The 17868-nt window shown below is 67.9% G+C and carries 16 protein-coding genes; 4 read left to right on the forward strand and 12 right to left on the reverse strand.

All coding sequences use genetic code 11. From position 1 onward, the window contains the following. Window positions 1-184: 184 nt before the first annotated feature. The 3 genes from xsc (at window position 185) to GA0116996_RS09960 (ending at window position 3876) form a co-directional block, all read left to right on the forward strand. Window positions 185-1951 (forward strand): sulfoacetaldehyde acetyltransferase, encoded by a 1767-nt coding sequence (xsc, locus tag GA0116996_RS09950; RefSeq protein WP_092311180.1) that lies wholly within the window; start codon window positions 185-187, stop codon window positions 1949-1951. Between the two features lie 123 nt (window positions 1952-2074). Further along, the gene (pta, locus tag GA0116996_RS09955; protein WP_092310115.1) at window positions 2075-3109 is read left to right on the forward strand and encodes a phosphate acetyltransferase; all 1035 of its coding nucleotides are present in this window, start codon (window positions 2075-2077) and stop codon (window positions 3107-3109) included. Further along, window positions 3106-3876 (forward strand): sulfite exporter TauE/SafE family protein, encoded by a 771-nt coding sequence (locus GA0116996_RS09960; RefSeq protein WP_092310118.1) that lies wholly within the window; start codon window positions 3106-3108, stop codon window positions 3874-3876. Before pta ends, GA0116996_RS09960 begins: the two co-directional genes overlap by 4 nt. Before the next feature lie 34 nt (window positions 3877-3910). Here GA0116996_RS09960 and GA0116996_RS09965 read toward each other — a convergent pair whose 3' ends face one another. The 12 genes from GA0116996_RS09965 to GA0116996_RS10015 form a co-directional block, all read right to left on the reverse strand. Further along, window positions 3911-4810, reverse strand: a complete 900-nt coding sequence (locus GA0116996_RS09965) for a nucleotidyl transferase AbiEii/AbiGii toxin family protein (RefSeq protein ID WP_092310121.1) — start codon at window positions 4808-4810, stop codon at window positions 3911-3913. Next, window positions 4794-5834, reverse strand: a complete 1041-nt coding sequence (locus GA0116996_RS09970) for a type IV toxin-antitoxin system AbiEi family antitoxin (protein WP_092310124.1) — start codon at window positions 5832-5834, stop codon at window positions 4794-4796. The genes GA0116996_RS09965 and GA0116996_RS09970 overlap by 17 nt, the downstream gene beginning before the upstream one ends. A gap of 276 nt (window positions 5835-6110) precedes the next feature. Then, window positions 6111-7415 (reverse strand): MFS transporter, encoded by a 1305-nt coding sequence (locus GA0116996_RS09975; protein ID WP_092310127.1) that lies wholly within the window; start codon window positions 7413-7415, stop codon window positions 6111-6113. Window positions 7416-7459: 44 nt separating this feature from the next. After that, window positions 7460-8950: an amidase gene (locus GA0116996_RS09980; protein WP_092310130.1), complete on the reverse strand. Its 1491-nt coding sequence runs from the start codon at window positions 8948-8950 to the stop codon at window positions 7460-7462. Window positions 8951-9209: 259 nt separating this feature from the next. Beyond that, window positions 9210-9386 (reverse strand): hypothetical protein, encoded by a 177-nt coding sequence (locus GA0116996_RS28250; protein ID WP_165835205.1) that lies wholly within the window; start codon window positions 9384-9386, stop codon window positions 9210-9212. A 166-nt stretch (window positions 9387-9552) separates the two neighbouring features. Beyond that, window positions 9553-10263: a GntR family transcriptional regulator gene (locus GA0116996_RS09985; RefSeq protein WP_092310133.1), complete on the reverse strand. Its 711-nt coding sequence runs from the start codon at window positions 10261-10263 to the stop codon at window positions 9553-9555. 70 nt (window positions 10264-10333) lie between these two features. After that, complete coding sequence (locus tag GA0116996_RS09990) at window positions 10334-11335, reverse strand: 2Fe-2S iron-sulfur cluster-binding protein (RefSeq protein WP_092310137.1); 1002 nt, start codon at window positions 11333-11335, stop codon at window positions 10334-10336. 22 nt (window positions 11336-11357) lie between these two features. Continuing rightward, window positions 11358-11837 (reverse strand): GlcG/HbpS family heme-binding protein, encoded by a 480-nt coding sequence (locus GA0116996_RS09995; protein WP_092310140.1) that lies wholly within the window; start codon window positions 11835-11837, stop codon window positions 11358-11360. Between the two features lie 28 nt (window positions 11838-11865). Beyond that, window positions 11866-13311, reverse strand: coding sequence for an aldehyde dehydrogenase family protein (locus GA0116996_RS10000; RefSeq protein ID WP_092310143.1), 1446 nt, complete (start codon window positions 13309-13311; stop codon window positions 11866-11868). 25 nt (window positions 13312-13336) lie between these two features. Beyond that, the gene (locus GA0116996_RS10005) at window positions 13337-14068 is read right to left on the reverse strand and encodes an iron-containing redox enzyme family protein (protein ID WP_092310146.1); all 732 of its coding nucleotides are present in this window, start codon (window positions 14066-14068) and stop codon (window positions 13337-13339) included. Window positions 14069-14240: 172 nt separating this feature from the next. Continuing rightward, window positions 14241-15173, reverse strand: a complete 933-nt coding sequence (locus GA0116996_RS10010; RefSeq protein ID WP_092310149.1) for an ornithine cyclodeaminase family protein — start codon at window positions 15171-15173, stop codon at window positions 14241-14243. Between the two features lie 58 nt (window positions 15174-15231). Continuing rightward, the gene (locus GA0116996_RS10015; RefSeq protein ID WP_092310151.1) at window positions 15232-15927 is read right to left on the reverse strand and encodes a sulfite exporter TauE/SafE family protein; all 696 of its coding nucleotides are present in this window, start codon (window positions 15925-15927) and stop codon (window positions 15232-15234) included. A gap of 388 nt (window positions 15928-16315) precedes the next feature. On the opposite strand from GA0116996_RS10015, the gene GA0116996_RS10020 reads away from it, so the two are divergent. Then, window positions 16316-17854, forward strand: a complete 1539-nt coding sequence (locus GA0116996_RS10020) for a hypothetical protein (protein WP_092310154.1) — start codon at window positions 16316-16318, stop codon at window positions 17852-17854. The last annotated feature ends 14 nt before the right edge of the window (window positions 17855-17868 follow it).

Genomic DNA, 17868 nt, shown 5'->3' on the forward strand with positions numbered 1-17868 from the left:
GACCAACGGAAGTCTTGCGCCTACATTTCCCCCAACAAGCAATTTTCCGGAACGCCTTGTTCCACTTTATAACACCTCATCAGGAGACAACGCCATGCGCGACCTCGAAACCACCTCGAATCCCGCCGTTTCCGGTGGCTCGGCCGCCGCGAAGGACAGCCAGGTGCCGGCCGGCCCGCAGACCATGACCCCGTCCGAAGCCTTTGTCGAAACGCTGGCCGCCAACGGCGTGACCGACATGTTCGGCATCATGGGCTCGGCCTTCATGGACGCGATGGACATCTTCGCGCCCGCCGGCATCCGCCTGATCCCGGTGGTGCACGAGCAGGGCGCCGGCCACATGGCCGACGGCTACGCCCGCGTGTCGGGCCGCCACGGCGTGGTGATCGGCCAGAACGGCCCCGGCATTTCCAACTGCGTGACCTCCATCGCGGCCGCGTACTGGGCCCACAGCCCCGTGGTGATCGTCACCCCCGAGGCCGGCACCATGGGCATCGGCCTGGGCGGCTTCCAGGAGGCCAACCAGCTGCCGATGTTCCAGGAGTTCACCAAGTACCAGGGCCACGTCACCAACCCGGCGCGCATGGCCGAGTTCACCGCGCGCTGCTTCGACCGCGCCAAGGCCGAAATGGGCCCGACCCAGCTGAACATCCCGCGCGACCACTTCTACGGCAAGATCACCGCCGAGATCCCGAAGCCGCAGAACCTTGATCGCGGCCCCGGCGGCGAGCAGAGCCTGAACGAAGCGGCCGAACTGCTGGCCAACGCCAAGTTCCCGGTGATCATCTCCGGCGGCGGCGTGGTGATGGCCGATGCCATCGAAGAATGCAAGGCCCTGGCCGAGCGCCTGGGCGCGCCGGTGGTCAACAGCTACCTGCACAACGACTCGTTCCCCGCCAGCCACCCGCTGTGGTGCGGCCCGCTGGGCTACCAGGGCTCGAAGGCGGCGATGAAGCTGATCTCGCGCGCCGACGTGGTGGTGGCGCTGGGCTCGCGCCTGGGGCCGTTCGGCACGCTGCCGCAACACGGTATGGACTACTGGCCCAAGACCGCCAAGATCATCCAGATCGATGCCGACCACAAGATGCTGGGCCTGGTGAAGAAGATCTCGGTGGGCATCTGCGGCGACGCCAAGGCCGCCGCGATCGCGCTGACCCAGCGCCTGGCCGGCCGCACGCTCGCCTGCGACGCCACCCGCGACGGCCGCGCCACCGACATCGCCAACGAGAAGGCGGCGTGGGAGAAGGAGCTGGACGACTGGACGCACGAGCGCGACCCGTACAGCCTGGACATGATCGAAGAGCAGAAGAACGAGCGCACGCCCACCGGCGGCCACTACCTGCACCCGCGCCAGGTGCTGCGCGAGCTGGAAAAGGCCATGCCGGAAGACGTGATGGTGTCCACCGACATCGGCAACATCAACTCGGTGGCCAACAGCTATCTGCGCTTCGAAAAGCCGCGCAGCTTCTTCGCGGCAATGAGCTGGGGCAACTGCGGCTACGCCTTCCCCACCATCATCGGCGCCAAGGTCGCGGCACCGCACCGCCCGGCCGTGTCGTACGCCGGTGACGGCGCCTGGGGCATGAGCCTGATGGAAACCATGACCTGCGTGCGCCACAACATCCCGGTGACCGCAGTGGTGTTCCACAACCGCCAGTGGGGCGCGGAGAAGAAGAACCAGGTGGACTTCTACAACCGCCGCTTCGTCGCGGGCGAGCTCGACAACCAGAGCTTCGCCGAGATCGCCAAGGCCATGGGCGCCGAAGGCATCGTGGTGGACCGACTGGAAGACGTGGGCCCGGCACTGAAGCGCGCCATCGACCTGCAGATGAACCACGGCAAGACCACCATCATCGAGATCATGTGCACCCGCGAACTGGGCGACCCGTTCCGCCGCGATGCGCTGGCCAAGCCGGTGCGTTACCTGGACAAGTACAAGGATTACGTCTGATCCTGAGCTTGCACAACCCTCGCTTGCGACGGTGTGCTCCCTCTCCCGCTTGCGGGAGAGGGAGCCAACCACCAGCATCACAAGGGCTACGGCCCTTTTTTCAGTTTTACCGAGCCAACCACCATGAAACCCATCCTCCGCATCATCGACCGCGCCCGCGCCGCCCCCCGCCGCATCGTGCTGTGCGAGGCCGAAGACCCGCGCATCCTGCTGGCCGCGCAACGCGCCACGCAGGAAGGCATCGCGCGCATCGTGCTGGTTGGCAACCCGCGCCAGATCAACGCCGCCGCGGCCATCCACGGCATCGCGCTCGATGGCATGACGCTGGTCGACCCCGCCACCTCCGCGCTGACGCCCGCCTTCGCGCAGCAGCTCTTTGCCCTGCGCCAGAAAAAGGGCATGACGCTTGACGAAGCCAAACGCGCCGTACTGGATCCGCTGTGCTTCGCCAACCTGATGGTGCGCCTGGGCCATGCCGATGGTTCGGTCGCTGGCGCCGCCCACACCACCGCCGACGTGGTGCGCAACGCGATCCAGCTGATCGGATTGGCGCCGGGCTTCCGGCTGGTGTCGAGCTTCTTCCTGATGATGCTGTGCGAGCCGTTCCACACGCTCAAGGGCGGGCTGATCTTCTCTGACTGCGGACTGGTGGTCGACCCGGATGCCGAGGCCCTGGCCGATATCGCCATGGCCGCCGCCGACAGCGCGCGCGCCCTGCTGAACGACGAGCCGCGCGTGGCGATGCTGTCGTTCTCGACCAGCGGCAGCGCCCACCACGCCGCGGTGGACAAGGTCGTGGCCGCGACCGAGCGCGTGCGCGCGCAGCGCCCCGGCCTGGCCATCGACGGCGACGTGCAGCTCGATGCCGCCATCGTCGCCGAGATCGCGGCGCGCAAGGTCGCGCATTCGCAGGTCAACGGCCACGCCAACGTGCTGGTGTTCCCCAGCCTCGAAGCCGGCAATATCGGCTACAAGCTGGCCGAGCGCGTCGGCGGCGCCAAGGCCATCGGCCCGATGCTGCAGGGCCTGAACAAGCCGGCCAACGATCTCTCGCGCGGCTGCAGCGCCGACGACGTGTTCCATGTCATCGCCGTCACCGTGGTCCAGGCGCAAGCCACCGCGGCGCAGGCCCCCAAAGGCGAGCAGGCGGCGGCATGAAGGCAGAACTGTTGTTGCCGCTGCTGGGCCTGCAGGCCTTGCTCGGTGCCGGCACCTATTTCCAGACGGTGACCGGCTTTGGCCTCGGCATGATCGTGATGGGCGCCACCAGCGGGCTAGGTCTGGCGCCGGTTGCCACCGTCGCCGCCGTGGTCAGCCTGGTGACGCTGGCCAACAGCGCCTGCGCGCTGCCCGGCAAGTTCCAGCACATCGACTGGCGCGCCGTGGGCGCGGCGGCGATCGGCATCCTCCCTTCGGTGCTGGTCGGCGTGCTGGTGCTGGAATACCTGAGCAGCACCGCCGCCACGCTACTACAACTGCTGCTTGGCGCGGTGATCCTGTACGGCGGCCTCAGCGCCGCCTTCAAACCCGAGCCGCTGCCGCAACGCTCCGGCGACGGCAGCTTCTTCATGAGCGGCGTCTTCGGCGGCTTGCTGAGCGGCATGTTCGGCGTTTCCGGCCCGCCGCTGATCTTCCAGTTCTACCGGCAGCCGATGAAGCCGGTGGAGATCCGCTGCGCGCTGATCCTGGTGTTCACCGTGACCTCGTCCGTGCGCACGCTGTTCTCGGCCTGGCAAGGGCAACTCGATGCCACGATCTGGCTGCAGGCCGCTCTCGGGGTGCCGGTGGTAGTGATTGCCACACTGCTGGGCCGGCGCTTTCCGCCGCCGTTCTCGCCCACCACGACGCGGCGTGTCGCGTTCGGGGTGCTGATCGGGATCGGGGTCAGTTTGATGCTGCCGGCGTTGACTTCGTGGGCGCGCTGAGGAAAGCCGCCCTCGCCTCCGGCTGCGCCTGCGGTCAGGACAGATTGGATCCCAGCATTGACAAGAACTCCGCCCGGAACGCGTGCATGCGCGGATAGACCCGCTTCGGGTCCAGGCTGTCGCCGTGCACTGGCTGGTGGTCGCCAAACGCCATGTGCTCGAGCAGCCGACTAAAGACAATGTCGTCGCCGAGCATGGCAACAAGTTGCCTCGTCACTGCGACGTCGCCGCGAGCCAGTGCAGCGGCATCGCGCGCAAGCAGCCCTGCTGCGGCGATGTCGAGGTCGAAGCCATATTGCTCCAGCAGGGCAGCTTCCTGCTGGTATAGCCGGTCCTGGTTGCCGGCTGCTTCATAGCTGCATAACAAGGTCAACAGGTCCGTGGCGTCGCGCCTGTCGTCACGATGACGGTCGTGCCATGCAAGCAGCTTGAGCATTGCCAGCCCCGGCAGCGAGACAAACGCGACAGTCAGTCCGTCATCGACAACGATGTGAATCGCCGCATCAAAGGCCTGGCGAAAGCCTGCGACGTTCATCACGGTATCCATGGCCGGCGGCCACGCGATGCTCGCAGCGGGCCTCTCTATGGCCCCGAACGGAATGATATCGAGCACCATTACACGTTCGCCGCCGAGGTGATAGGTCAGTTTGTGGGCGTTCTTGTCGACCGTTTGAAATCGGCCGGTAGCGACCAGTTGCCGTCGCAGCGCTTCGTGCTCGGCCCAGTCGGCAATGCAGATCCCAATGTCGATGTCATATGTGCGCCGCGCCGGCCGGTTGCCGAAGACATTCTCGAGGATCACTTGCCTGGCGGTCGCACCACCAACGAAGTAGGAGATGCCAAGCTGTCGCGCGACGGCGTCCAGGTCGCCCAGCAAAGCCTTGCTTTCGGCGTCGATCGGCCGCGCCGCCGGAATTTCATGGAGGATAGGCAAGGTACTGTTCTCTTATCTGTCGCGCGGCCTCGACATTACGCGATTCTCCGGTCTCGAGCAGGTCGGCATACACGAGCACCGGGTGCCCAACGGTGGGCGCCACTTCCGTCGCCAGCGCAAGCCCCGCTGGCCAGAAGCGCTGCACGATCTCCACCTCGCCGCCAGGGTCTGCCTTCAGCCTCGCGTCGAGGATGAGTTCGCGAGGTGTCGCCGAACCCGCGTACAGCGTGATGCGCTCGGCCCGCAGATTATGCGCGAGCTTCTCTGCTGCCGCCTCGCTTCCAAGGACGGCGTCGTATCGTTGAAGGTCGATGCCCTGCCACCAATCGGGCCGCGTTGCGCTAAATCGCTTGCTCGCGAGTTTCGGCCGGAGCCGCAACGGATAAAGCGTCGCCCATTCGTCGACGACACGCGCCCAGTCAATGAAGCGACGCTTGCCGTCATCGCCGGCCCCTACCAGGCTGCGTTTGAGCAGGTCGTCCAGTGCAAGATTGACGGTGCTCAGCGCAACGCCGGCCGCGTTGGCGATGGACCGGTACGGAGCGTTCAGCAACCCAGGGTTCGCGATCAGTGCAAACAGGACTGCCAGCTGCTTGGGGCTGGCAGTCCGTGCGCGTCGCTGCGGCACGCCGCCAGCCGGCGCGCGGCGGCCCACCACGTACAGCAATGCACTGGGCAAGCGCAGGGAAACGTTGCCCGCGGTATCGATGAAGGGGATGTCATGGCTGCGCAGGCGCTCGGCCATGTCGGGGGACACGTATGACGTGACAAGCAGCACCTTCTGCCCAAGCCGATGCTGCAATTCCACGATCGGGGTCACGGCGGCGAAACGATCCACCACGCGCCGCACCATGACCGGCAAAGTGCAGCTGCCGCCTGCGCCCAAATCGAAACGCATCGAGCCGTCCTGCTGGTCGACGCGCATCGATGCCGGCACGGCCTCCGCGTGCAGCGCAGTCGCGGTACGGAAAGCGCTGGCGGCAGCATGAAGCAGGATTTCGTTGTCTGCAGGCGTCGTATACATCACATGAAAGACGTTTGATTTTTAGCGTAGTACGCGTTACGCGTACATTATCTAATAATCATACAGGACCTGCCGTTTGCGTACGAACTTCCGGGCCCAACGCGACACGCGTTCATGGGCGACCGGTTCGACGCTGCTGGAACGTCGCCTTTTGCGGGTCAGCTTGGTGCTGCTGCCGGCCATCTCGAAATGCGTGTGGCAAGCCATGCGGCCGCGCGCTTCAGCGCGCGACCTGCAGCCGATCGGCCTTGCCGGCACCTTCAGCCAAGTGCTGGTTCAGGCCACCGTCCCCGCCGGCCGCGCCAGCGGCGCGGCGTCTTCCTTGCCGCCGCTGCCGCCCGCCTGCTCCAGGTCCATGCCAGTGGTTTCGGGCAGCAGCGCCGCGGCCACCACCACCATCGCATAGCCGATCCCCGCGACGATCGCGATCGCGGTCGGCAGCGAGGTGTGCCCCGAACTGAGCCATCCCACCGACAGCGGGAACAGCGAGCCGATCACGCGGCCCGCGTTGTACGAGACGCCATACCCGGTCGCGCGGATATCGTTGGGATAGGACTCGGCAATGGTTGCGCCGATGCCGGCAAACACGCCCTGCATCAGCACACCCAGCGGGAAGCCGAGGAACAGCATGGAGGTATTGGACACCGGGATCACCATGTAGACCAGCGCGGCGATGAACGCGCCCGCGGCGAATACGATGTAGGTCAGCCGCCGGCCCCAGCGGTCGGTGGCATAGGCGCCCGCCACGTAGCCGGCCAGCGAGCCGATGATGGTGACGGTCAGGTAGGAACTGGTGCCGAACACCGACAGCCCGCGCTCGGTCTTGAGGAAGGTTGGCAGCCACGTGGCGATGGCGTAGTACGCCCCCAGCATGCCGCCGGACAGCAGGCTGCACAGCAGCGTCTTGGCCAGCAGAGGCCCGCGGAACAGCCGGCCCAGCCCCGCCAGCGCCGAACCCTGGTTGCCGGCGGCGCGGCTCTTCAGGAAGATCTCGGGCTCTTCGAGGTTGCGGCGCAGGTAGATCACGACCAGCGCCGGCAGGATGCCGAGGAAGAAGCAGACGCGCCATGCCGTCTCCGCCGGCAGCACGCTGAACGTGATCGCATACACGATCGCCGCCGCACCCCAGCCGAAGGAATAGCTGCTCGCGGTAAAGCCCGAGTATTTGCCGCGGTGCGCCGGGTTGCGAATCATCTCGGTCACCAGCACCATGCACAGCGACGACTCACCGCCGAACCCCAACCCCTGGATCATGCGGAATACCATCAGCTGCTCCGGCGACTGCGCCAGCCCGCACAGGAAGCAGGCGCCCGCGAACACGATGATGGTCCAGCGCAGCACGCGCACGCGGCCGTAGCGATCGGCCAGGATGCCGGCGCCGATAGCCCCGACCAGCGACGACACCAGCGTCCAGGTGACGATCGCCCCGGCCGTCGATTTGCTCATGCCCCACTGCCCCAGCAGCGTGGAGATGAGGAAGGAATAGATCATGAAGTCGAACACGTCGACCGCATGCCCCAGGAACGCGCCATAGAATCCCTTGCGCTCCATGCGCGACAAATCACGGAACCAATCGAACATGATCCCCTCCCCTGTGGTGTGTGATGTGTTGTGGTTGGTTGTGGTCAGTTGTGGTCCGCCGCTGACTGCGGCGGCACTGGCGGCCGGTACGCATAGCCTGCTTCCTCCAGCAGGCAGGCAAAGCGCAAGGCGGTGAGATCCTGGTAGCGGCCGGCGACGATCTGCACCCCGACCGGCAGCCCGCCGGCACCGGGCCCGATCGGCGCCACGGCGGAGGGCAATCCGCAAAGCCCGGAGTGGCCGGCCCAGAACAACTGCGTGGTCATCCGCTGCGGGCGGCCGTTGACGGTGAGCGTGCGTTGCCACGGCTCGCCGGCCTCGTCGAGCGCAAACGCCGTGGTGGCGGCGGCCGGGCACAGCAGCACGTCATAGCGGGTGAAGAAGCTGCGCCATGCGGCGGCAAAGCGTTCGCGCGCCACCTGCAGGCGCAGCCAGTCGCGGTGGCGCAGCGTCGCGCCGGTGTACTGCAGGGTCGCGTAGTCATGATCGCCGGCGGTGGCGGTGGCACTGCGGGCCAGCGCATCGGCGAAGGCCGCGTCGTCCATGTGCACCGAGGTGGTGGCGCGCAGCAGCGTCACGTAGGCATGCCACAACTCGCCGGGGTCGAAGTCTGGCCGTTCATGCCAGCCGACATGGGCACCTTGCTCCGCCAGCCAGTGGCCCAGCTGCTCGATCTGCGCGGCGACCTCGCGGTCCGCTTCGGCCTGGGCATGGGTGGGCAGCACGGCGATGCGGAAATCGGCGAGCCGGCGGTGCGGGCATTCCGGCCACTGCAGGCGGTATGGCAGCGCGTCGTCACCGTCCGGGCCCGCGATCACGCGCAATACCGGTTCCAGGTCGCGCGCGCTGCGCGCCAGCGGGCCGGCGACATTGATGTCCTGCTCGCCGAAGCGCGCGTCACCGGTGCCGTGGCCGGCCAGCGGCACCAGCCCGTGGCTCGGCTTGAGCGAAAAAATGCCGCAGTAGTGCGCCGGATTGCGCAGCGAGGAACCGATGTCGGAACCCACGTCGAAGAACGACAGGCCGGCGCAGACCGCCGCGGCGCTGCCGCCCGACGAGCCGCCCGGCGTGCGGGTCGGATCGTGCGGGTTGCGGGTGGTGCCGTAGATCGCGTTATAGCTCTGCCAGTCGCGCAGGCCGAGCGGGACGTTGGTCTTGCCGAGCAAGATCGCGCCGGCGTCGCGCAGCCGCTGCACTACCACCGCGTCGCGCCCGGGCACCTGATTGCGCAGGGCCGGATTGCCGCAGGTGGTGGGCCAGCCCGCGACGTCGAACGACTCCTTGACCGAGAACGGCACGCCGTCGAGCATGCCGCGCGCGTGCCCGGCACGGCGGCGCTGGTCGCTGTCGCGCGCGGCCGCGCGGGCCGCATCGAAATCCGATAGCACCAGCGCATTGATGGTGCCGTGCCATTGCCGCTGCGCCGCCTCGCAGGCATCCACCAGATGCTCCGACGACACCGTGCCAGCGGCAAGCCGCTGTGCCACCTCCCATAGCGGCGGAAAGCCGCCAGTCGTCCAGTCCGGCAAGTTCACATCGGCTCCTTGTCGTGATCCGCGCTCGCGCGGCGCGGTGGGGGGCATGTCAGGGGCTCAGGCGTGCTTCGTCTTCGTTGGTATACTATATTCCGTATCGCGCGCAGTGCAAGGACAATGCGCGAGCGGACACCGCGCGGGCGGCGTGCGAAGGTTTTGGGATGACCGGAACAAATGGCCCGCAGGACGCGTGCCAGGGAGGAAGGCGGGAACAGCCAGGGCGCGCGGCGGGGCTCCGCCGCGCGTCATTCAGCAAGGGTCAGCAATGGCCGCGGCGAGGCGCACGGCCGCCCAGCGCAAGGAAAAAGCGGCCGATATCGCGCAGCCGCAGCGGCACCAGCGGGGTGGCATGGCGCACCGCATCGCGCGCGGCAAAGTGGCCGAGCAACTGCTGGCCGACGGGTTGCGAAAGGTAGCGTTGTTCGGACGACTGCATGGCAAATCTCATGACCTTGAATGACTACAGTATACACTTAATTGGTGCAGTGCGTCATATCGGGGCACGTCATGCCCTGCTCAAGGGCATCCATGCATGCAGGTCCGGGATACGGCCGGGCTGCCGGGGCAACGACGGAGCGGCCGAGAGAAGGCAGCCGGCGCGCTCAGGCCGCCTGCGCCGCGCTGCCCTGCCCTTCCACCGGCAGGTCAGCAGCCTTGGCGGCACTGTAGACGTGGCGCGCGGCCAGCAGTGCCGCGAGGTCGGCGTCGCCGGCGATCACCGCCTGCAGGATCTGCGCGTGCTCGTCCCAGTTCTGGCGCGCGCGCACCACGTTGGCCGGGCCGAACAGCACTGCGGTGCGCTCGCGCAGCGAACGCATCATTTCCTGCAGCACGCTGTTGGCCGCGATGGTGCCGAGCACCTCGTGGAAGCGCGTATTGAGCGCCAGCAGCTCATCCGCGCGGCCCTGGGCCGCGGCCTCCATGCCCTGCCGCAACACGGTTTCCAGCTCCGCCACCAGCGCCGGGTCGCGCCGCTGCGCGGCGAGCTTGGCGTTAAGCCCCTCCAGCGTGGCGCGTACTTCGACCATCTCGCGCGCAATCACCGGCGACAGGCTGGCCACGGTCGCGCCGCGGCGCGGCTCGATCACCACCAGCCCTTCGCTGGCGAGCGCGCGCAGCGCCTCGCGCACCGGGATGCGCGATACGCCCAGCTCCGCCGAAAGCTTGTTCTCCACCAGCCGTTCGCCCGGGGCGTATTTGCCGTTCAGGATGCCTTCGCGCAGCTTGTCGGTGACAAGGGCGAACAACGGCGAGTGGCTGGCACCGAGGCTCAGCGGCTCGGCGTGCGCGGCAGGAGGCGGAGTGAGGGACATGGGTCGGCAGAGGCGTAAGCGGAGAGGCTGGCGTCATTGTATACCAGCCGTTTATGCCTACCGCCATGTCTTAACAAGGGTGCTGGAACGTAAAGCTGTCGGCGTACAGGTGGCCGGGACTGGCCCCATGCGCGAGAAAGGCGGCACGCGCGTCACGGATCATGTCGGGCGAGCCGCACAGGTAGATCGCGTATTCGCTCAGGTCGCCCAGGTCGGCCAGCGCCGCGTCGTGCACATAGCCGCGCCGGCCCTGCCAGTCCGCGCCGGCGCGCGACAGCACCGGCGCGTAACGGAACTCGTAGAGCCGCTCGCCCCAGGCCGCGATCTCGCGGTCCAGGTACAGGTCCTGCGCCTGCCGCATGCCCCAGTACAACGACACCGGCGGACAGTCGGGATCGTCCATCAGCGATTCCAGGATAGCCTTGATCGGTGCCAGCCCGGTGCCGGTGGCCACCATCAGCAGCGGCCGGTAGTCGCTCGCGCGGTAGAAGAAGGCGCCCAGCGGCAACTCCACCTCGATCGCATCGCCGGCGCGCATGCGCGGCAGGATGCCATCGGTAAAGGCGCCGCCGGGAATGCGCCGCACGTGCAGGTCGATGCGCCCGTCGCGCGGCAGCGAAGCCATCGAGAAGCTGCGCGCGAGTCCTTCGCCGCTCAACAGCTTCAGATACTGGCCAGGTCGGTAGTCCAGCGCACCCGCGCCAGGCACCTCGAGCGCGACGTGCATGACGTCGGCCGACAGCTGGCGCACCGCCCGCACCACCGCGCGATGGCGTGCCGGTTCGGCGCAGGCTTCGTCGTCGCGCGCCGTGCTGATGACCAGGTCGGCCTGCGGCTGCGCCTGGCATGCCAGCGCGAAGCCGGCAGCGGCCTCGTCGGGGGCCAGGCCGAACGGTTCCTCGTCGTAGCGCACCTGTCCGTCGAGCAGGCGGATGCGGCAGGTGCCGCAGCCGCCCAGCTGGCAGTCGTGGCGCAAGGCAACGCCGGCGCGCTGCGCGGCCTGCAGCAGCGTCTCGCCGCGCTCGACAAAGAAGACCTGCTCCGTTTCGGCGACCTGGATGCGGTACGACATGGAACCTCCCCGGCAAGCGTGCTTATTTCTTGATGTCGGCCTGCACCAGCACGCGCAGGTCCTGCGCTGCCAGCAGTTCGGCCAGCGCCTGCAGCGCGGCCAGGCCGGCCTGCGTGTCCTGCTCGCCGTTGCCGCCGGACAGGCCGATGCCGCCGATCACTTCGTCGTTAACCACGATCGGGAAGCCGCCGACAAAGGCGGCGAACTTGCCCTCGAAGCTCCACTGGATACCGAAGGCCTCGTTGCCGGGCAGCGCCGGCCCGTTCGGCGGCGTGGTGAACAGGTGCGTCGAGCGCTTGTGGCCGGCGGCGGTGAACGCCTTGTTCCACGCGATCTGCGGACCGGTGATGCGGGCGCCGTCCATGCGCTCGAGCGCGAGCGGATAGCCGCCCTCGTCGACCACGCAGATCGACTCCAGCACGCCGATCTCTTCCGAGCGCCGGATCGCGGCGGCAACCATATGGCGCGCTTCGCGCAGTTCCAGCTTGATGGCTTTCTTCATGACGATGACTCCTTGCTGCGGGACGGGCTCATGCGCCCCGGTAGACGGTCTTGACCTGCGTATAGAACTCCAGCCCGGTGCGGCCCGATTCGCGGAAGGTCGACGTGCTCGACCGCTTCAGCCCGCCGAACGGCGCGTTGACCAGGTTGCCGGTAGTGGTGCGGTTGATCTTGACCGTGCCCGCCTCGATGTCGTTGGCGAAGTGGTGGATGTAGCGCGGGTTGCTGGTGACGATGGCGGCAGCCAGGCCGTATTCGGTATCGTTGGCCTTGGCGATGGCGTCGGCATAGTCAGTGAACCCGAGGATGGCGATCACCGGGCCGAAGATCTCCTCGCGCGCGATCCGCATCCGCGGGGTCACGTCGGCAAACACGGTCGGCGCGACGTAGTAGCCCTTGTCGTAGTCGCCGCCGCTCAGCCGCGCGCCGCCGCACAACAACGTCGCCTCGGCCTTGCCGATGTCTATGTAGCGCAGCACCGTTTCCAGCTGCTTGTGCGAGGCCAGCGGCCCGAGATCCATCCCCGGCGTCATGCCGCTGCCGAGCTTGAGCGTGGCGACTTTCGCCAGCAGGCGTTCGGTGTACGCCGCCTTCACGGCTTCGGCCACCAGCACGCGGCTGGTGCCGGTGCACGCCTGCCCCGACAGCGAGAAGCCGCCCTTGATGGTCAGGTCGACCGCGCGGTCGAGGTCGGCATCCTCCATCACGATCAGCGGGTTCTTGCCGCCCAGTTCCATCTGTGTGCGCGTGGTCAGCGGCACCGCCCGGTGGATCTGCTCGCCCGCGCGCGACGAGCCGGTGAACGAGATCGCGCGCACCGCAGGCGCCTCGGTGATGGCGGCGCCGATCTCGCCGGCGCTGCCGGTGATGAAGTTGAGCACGCCCTTGGGCAGCCCGGCCTGGACCAGCGCCTCGGCCAGGCGATAGCCCGACAGCGGCGCCTCGGACGACGGCTTGAACACCACCGTGTTGCCGGTAATCAGCGCCGGCGCGATCTTGCGCGCGGGAATCGACACCGGGAAGTTCCACGGCGCGATCACCGTCACCACCCCGAGCGGCTCGCGCTGGCTGTAGACCAGTTGGTCGGGATCGTCGTTGGGATACACCTCGCCGGTGAAGGTCTGCCCTTCCACGGCATAGAAGCGCAGCGTCTGGGCCGAGCGCAGCACCTCGTCGCGCGCCAGCGCCAGCGCCTTGCCTTCCTCGCGCGTCAGTTCGGCCGCGATGCTGTCGGCATTGGCTTCGAGGTGGTCCGCGGCGCGGTTGAGCATGGCCGCGCGCTTGCCGACCGGCGTCTTCTTCCAGCCGGCAAAGGCCGCTGCCGCGGCCGCCACGGCCGCCTGCGCGTCCACCGCGGACGACGCCTGGAAGCGGCCCACGATGTCGGCGGTGTCGGCCGGGTTGACGTTGTCGAAGGTCCGGCCCGACTGGCAGGCCGTCCATTCGCCGTCGATATGGTTGAGGAACACAGTCATCGTCGATCCCGTTGCGTGGCGCCGCTCAGGCCGCCATGTCCAGTTCGGGCAGCGGCAGCTCCTGCTCGACGTAGTCGTGATAGAGCGCGGTCGTGTACAGCAGGCGCATCTGCGCGCCGATCTCGCAGATCTTCAGGCAGCGCTGCTGCAGTTCCGGCGTATTGGCGTGCTCCAGCACGATCTGGTAGCCGCGCTCGCCGTGGATCTCATCCGAGACGATATGCAGGTCGAAGAACTCGACCTCTTCGTCGGTGAACTGGTACTTGTCGCGCAGCGTCGGCGTCTGCTTGCGGTAGATCGACGGCACCTGCGATTCCAGCCCCACCACCAGGCCGGCCACGGCCACGATCGGGTCCTCGCGCATCGCCACCGCGTAGCACCAGCTCTGCAGGCCGCGCGTGGTAGGCGACATATTGTCCGGGTCGATCACGCGTTCGCGCGTGGTGCCGCAGGCTTCGGCAAAGCGGATCAGCAGGTCGGTGTGGCGGTCGCCGCCGATCTCTTCCTCGTACATATTGGCCAGCAGGAAGTCCTTGGCTTCGGTATAGCGGTCCGGCGTGCGCGCATAGATGTAGCCAAGGTAATCCGCGAACGGCCCGACGTAGTGGTAGTGGTTCTCGGCCCAGCGCGCGAGATGGGCGCGGGTCAGCTTGCCGCTGGCCCAGGCCACGCTGAACGGCGCCTGGTTGGCGCTCTTGCCTTTGATCGCTTGTTCGAGGGCGGCACGGAATGCTTCGCGGTTCATCAGTTCGGCCATGACGGGCTCCTGGTTGTCGGTGTGGGGCGATGCGAGTGGGTGGGATGCCGGAAAAGCCTGCTTCGATGCCGTCCCGGCATGGTTGTATACTATATACAGTTGATCAACGCCGACAAGGGCTCTGTTGACTCGTCACGTCAGTGTTTACCCGAGAGCGTCGGCGCCGCGAGCGTCAGTCGGCGCGGCGAACCGCCCCGCCCGCGATGCGCGACCATGCGTATCCCGCCAGTGCGACGTCTTCCAGTCCCACGCCGACCGACTTGTAGATCACGATGTCGTCATCGCGCTGCCGCGGCGACACCTTGCTGAGCACCACGTCGGCCAGTTCGACGATTTTTTCCGGCGGCAGCGCGCCGGGACCGGCCAGCACGATATCGCCGGCCTCGCGGGTCGATTGCGGCCGCCACTCCACCACCACGGCGGCGGCGCGGCGCAGCGCGGTGTCGTCGAGCTCGCGCGTGTGGGGCAGGCTCGAGCCGATCGCGGCGACGAACGCGCCTGGCCGGATCGCCGCACCGGAGAACAGCGGCGTGGTGGCGCGCGAGGCCGTGACGATGATGTCGGCCTCGGCCACCGCGGCATCGGGCTCGGCCAGCGCAACGGGAATGCCGCACTGCGCCGACAGCCGTTCCGGCATGCCGGCGTCGGCATGCGGATCGGACACCAGGATGCGCGCGAGTCCGAGTGCGGCGCTGAGCTGGCGCGCGTGCTGCGCGCCCTGCGTGCCGGCACCGAACAAGGCCAGCGTGCGTGCGCCGGCGCAGGCCAGCCGTTGCGCCGCCAGCGTGGTGCAGGCCGCGGTGCGCAGCCGCGTGATGGCGCCGGCGTCGAGCGAAGCGAGCGGGCGACCGTCTGCGGACGAGAAGATCAGGATGACGAAGGAAAACTGGCCGTTGATGGTGGTGTAGACCTTGGCGCCGGCCACGCCCTGCTGCGGGATCACCGCGCCCAGCGTCGACAGCTTGACGCCGCCCGCCTCGGTGCGGATCCGCGCCTGCATCGCGGCATCGCCGCGCCCGAAGCTGGAAAACGCGGACGCCATGACCTCGAGGGCAGCTTCCGGGGTGACATGGGCGTCGATCATGGCGTCTGTGATGTGCTGCATGGAAACTCCGCTGGTGGGTTGGTTGGGAAAGCCAGGAAATCCGCGTGGGCACGCCGCCTCAGGCAAACGCCGCGCGGCCGAGCACGCCCAGCGCGCCGGCCGCGCACAGGCCCAGCAGCAAGCGGCGCACGGTGTGGGCGGAAACGCGCCCGCGCAGCCGGTTCGACAGCGCGAAACCGGCCAGCAGGAACGGCGCGAGCGCCAGCGCCAGTAAAAGCTGCGGCGTGCCGAAGCGCCCGGCCAGCGTCAGCATGGCCAGCGACAGCACGGCGCCGCCCGACAGGATGCAGCCCATGGTCGCGCGCATCGGCGCGGGCGGCATGTGCTGCATGACGAGCGCGAACGGCGGCGCGCCGGCCGAGGTAATGGTCCCCATGAAGCCGGACAGCGTGCCGGCGATCACCACGTTGCGGGCACCCGGCAGCAGCCGCCAGCCGAGCAGGCTCAGCGCCACCGCGGCCAGGATCGACAGCGAGAACAGCACCGCCAGCGGCCCCGGCGCCAGCCAGGCCATGGTCAGCACCGCGGCCGCGCCGCCGACTGCCCGCCCCACCAGGGCAAAGCCCGCCACCGGCCAGACGATGGCTTCGCGCTCGCGCAGCGCCCCCATCAGCGACAGGCAGCACCCCATCGCCAGCAGCGGCCCAGGCACCAGTTCCGGAAAAAAGATCGCGCCCAGCGGCGCGCACAGCATCGCAAAGCCGATCCCGCCTACCCCCTGCAGGCAGGCGCCGGCCAGGATGAGCGCGCCCATCCACAGGTAGTCCGGAGCAGAAAGACCTGGAGGCAGCAACGTCAGCAAGGCGGCGGGCATGGCGTCGGTCATGGGCAGGGGAACAACATGGCGGCGGGGCGGCGGGAGTGCATCACCGGTTTTCAGTGGACCTAATCTGTATACAGTCTACTTATTGACATGACCGTAGGCAACTTCCGGGGCAACCGATGCACCATCGAAAAGCCCTCGACGACCGGTTAATCCCCGTAAATGTGCGGCCTACAGCCACATTGCACCGAACCGGAGTCCGCGTAAGTCCGGACGAAAAATCGCTTGGCGCGGAACTACGCTGGAATATAGTATACCGTCACGGACCAACGCAGTCCGGTGAAATCGCCCCCAACCCCTCCGCCCCCAGGGAGTCTTCATGTCACAACACGTCGTGATCGGTGCCGCGCACTGGATCTATCTGTCAGGGGTAGCAGTCATCGTGCTGACGATGATCCTGCGCGCCAATGTCGTCGTCCCGTCGATCGTCGGCACCGCGCTGGTCGTGTTTGCGCTGACCGGCAGCCCGGTGTCGGCGCTGGCCGGGGTGTTTTCGGCCAGCCTGGTCGCCGCGCGGGAGCTGTTCAACATCTTCCTGGTGATCGCCTTCATGACGGCGCTGCTCAATGCGCTCAAGACGCTGCGCTCCGACATCCGCATGGTCGAGCCCTTCCGCGTGGTGATGAAGAACGGGCATTCCGCGTTCTTTATCCTGGCCGGCATCACCTACCTGATCTCGCTGTTCTTCTGGCCAACGCCGGCGGTGCCGCTGGTGTCGGCCATCCTGCTGCCGGCCGCGATCGCTGCCGGGCTGCCGCCGCTGGCGGGCGCGATGGCGATTGCCATCGCCGGGCAGGGCATGGCGCTGTCGTCGGACTATGTGATCGGCGTCGCGCCAGGCATCAGCGCCAAGGCCGCCGGCGCGGCGGTCAGCGCGGCGGTGGTGGCCGACCGCGCGCTGGCGTTGTCGCTGATCACCGGCGGCATTGCGCTGTGCCTGGCCTACCTGTCGATGCGCAAGCACATCGTGCCGGCCTGCGGCACCCTGCTCGATCGCTGGCAGGCGCGCGCCGGCGGCAGCGCCGAAGCCATCGATGGCGGCATCACCTTCGACAAGGCCGAGATCGCGAAGGGCACCGCCCACGCCGAACCGCTCGCCACCGACAGCAATATCGAAGCCAGCCTGTCGATGGTCGCGCGGCGGCGGGTGAAGTGGTCCAAGTGCTTTGCCATCGTGACGCCGCTGGCCTTTCTTGCGGTGGTCGCCGTGATGGTGCTGCCCAAGCTCGGCGCCGGGGTGCAGGACCTGAAGGGCGGCGAGGCCGCCGCGCTGGTGGGCGGGGTCGCCGCGGTGCTGATGATGCTGGCGACGCTGGCCGCGGAAGGCCCGCGCCGCATGCTGGATGTCTGCCCCGAGCACATCACCGACGGCTTTGTCTTTGCCTTCAAGGCCATGGGGTCGGTGCTGCCGATCGCGGGCTTCTTCTTCGTCGGCGCCGGCGAGACCGCGGCGCACATCCTTGGCCTGCCGCCGGGCAAGGCGCCCAGCCTGCTGTTCGAGCTGATCCAGGCCTACCAGCACCTGATCCCCGACAACCACATGCTGGTCGCCTTCGGCGTGCTGCTGGTCGGCATGATCACCGGCATCGACGGCTCCGGCTTCGCCGGCCTGCCGCTGACCGGCACGCTGGCCGGCGCACTGGGCCCGGTGGTCGGCTTCGACCCCGCAACGCTGGCGGCGGTCGGCCAGATGGGCGCGGTCTGGACCGGCGGCGGCACGCTGGTGGCGTGGTCGTCTCTGATCGCGGTGGCCGGCTTTGCCCGCGTGCCGGTGCTCGAAGCGGTGCGCGCGCTGCTGATCCCGGTGCTGATCGGGCTGGCCTGCTCCACCGTGGCGGCGATGGTGCTGTGGTCGTAGGCGGACGCAGCACC

The sequence above is a fragment of the Cupriavidus alkaliphilus genome (assembly GCF_900094595.1).
Lineage (GTDB): Bacteria > Pseudomonadota > Gammaproteobacteria > Burkholderiales > Burkholderiaceae > Cupriavidus > Cupriavidus alkaliphilus.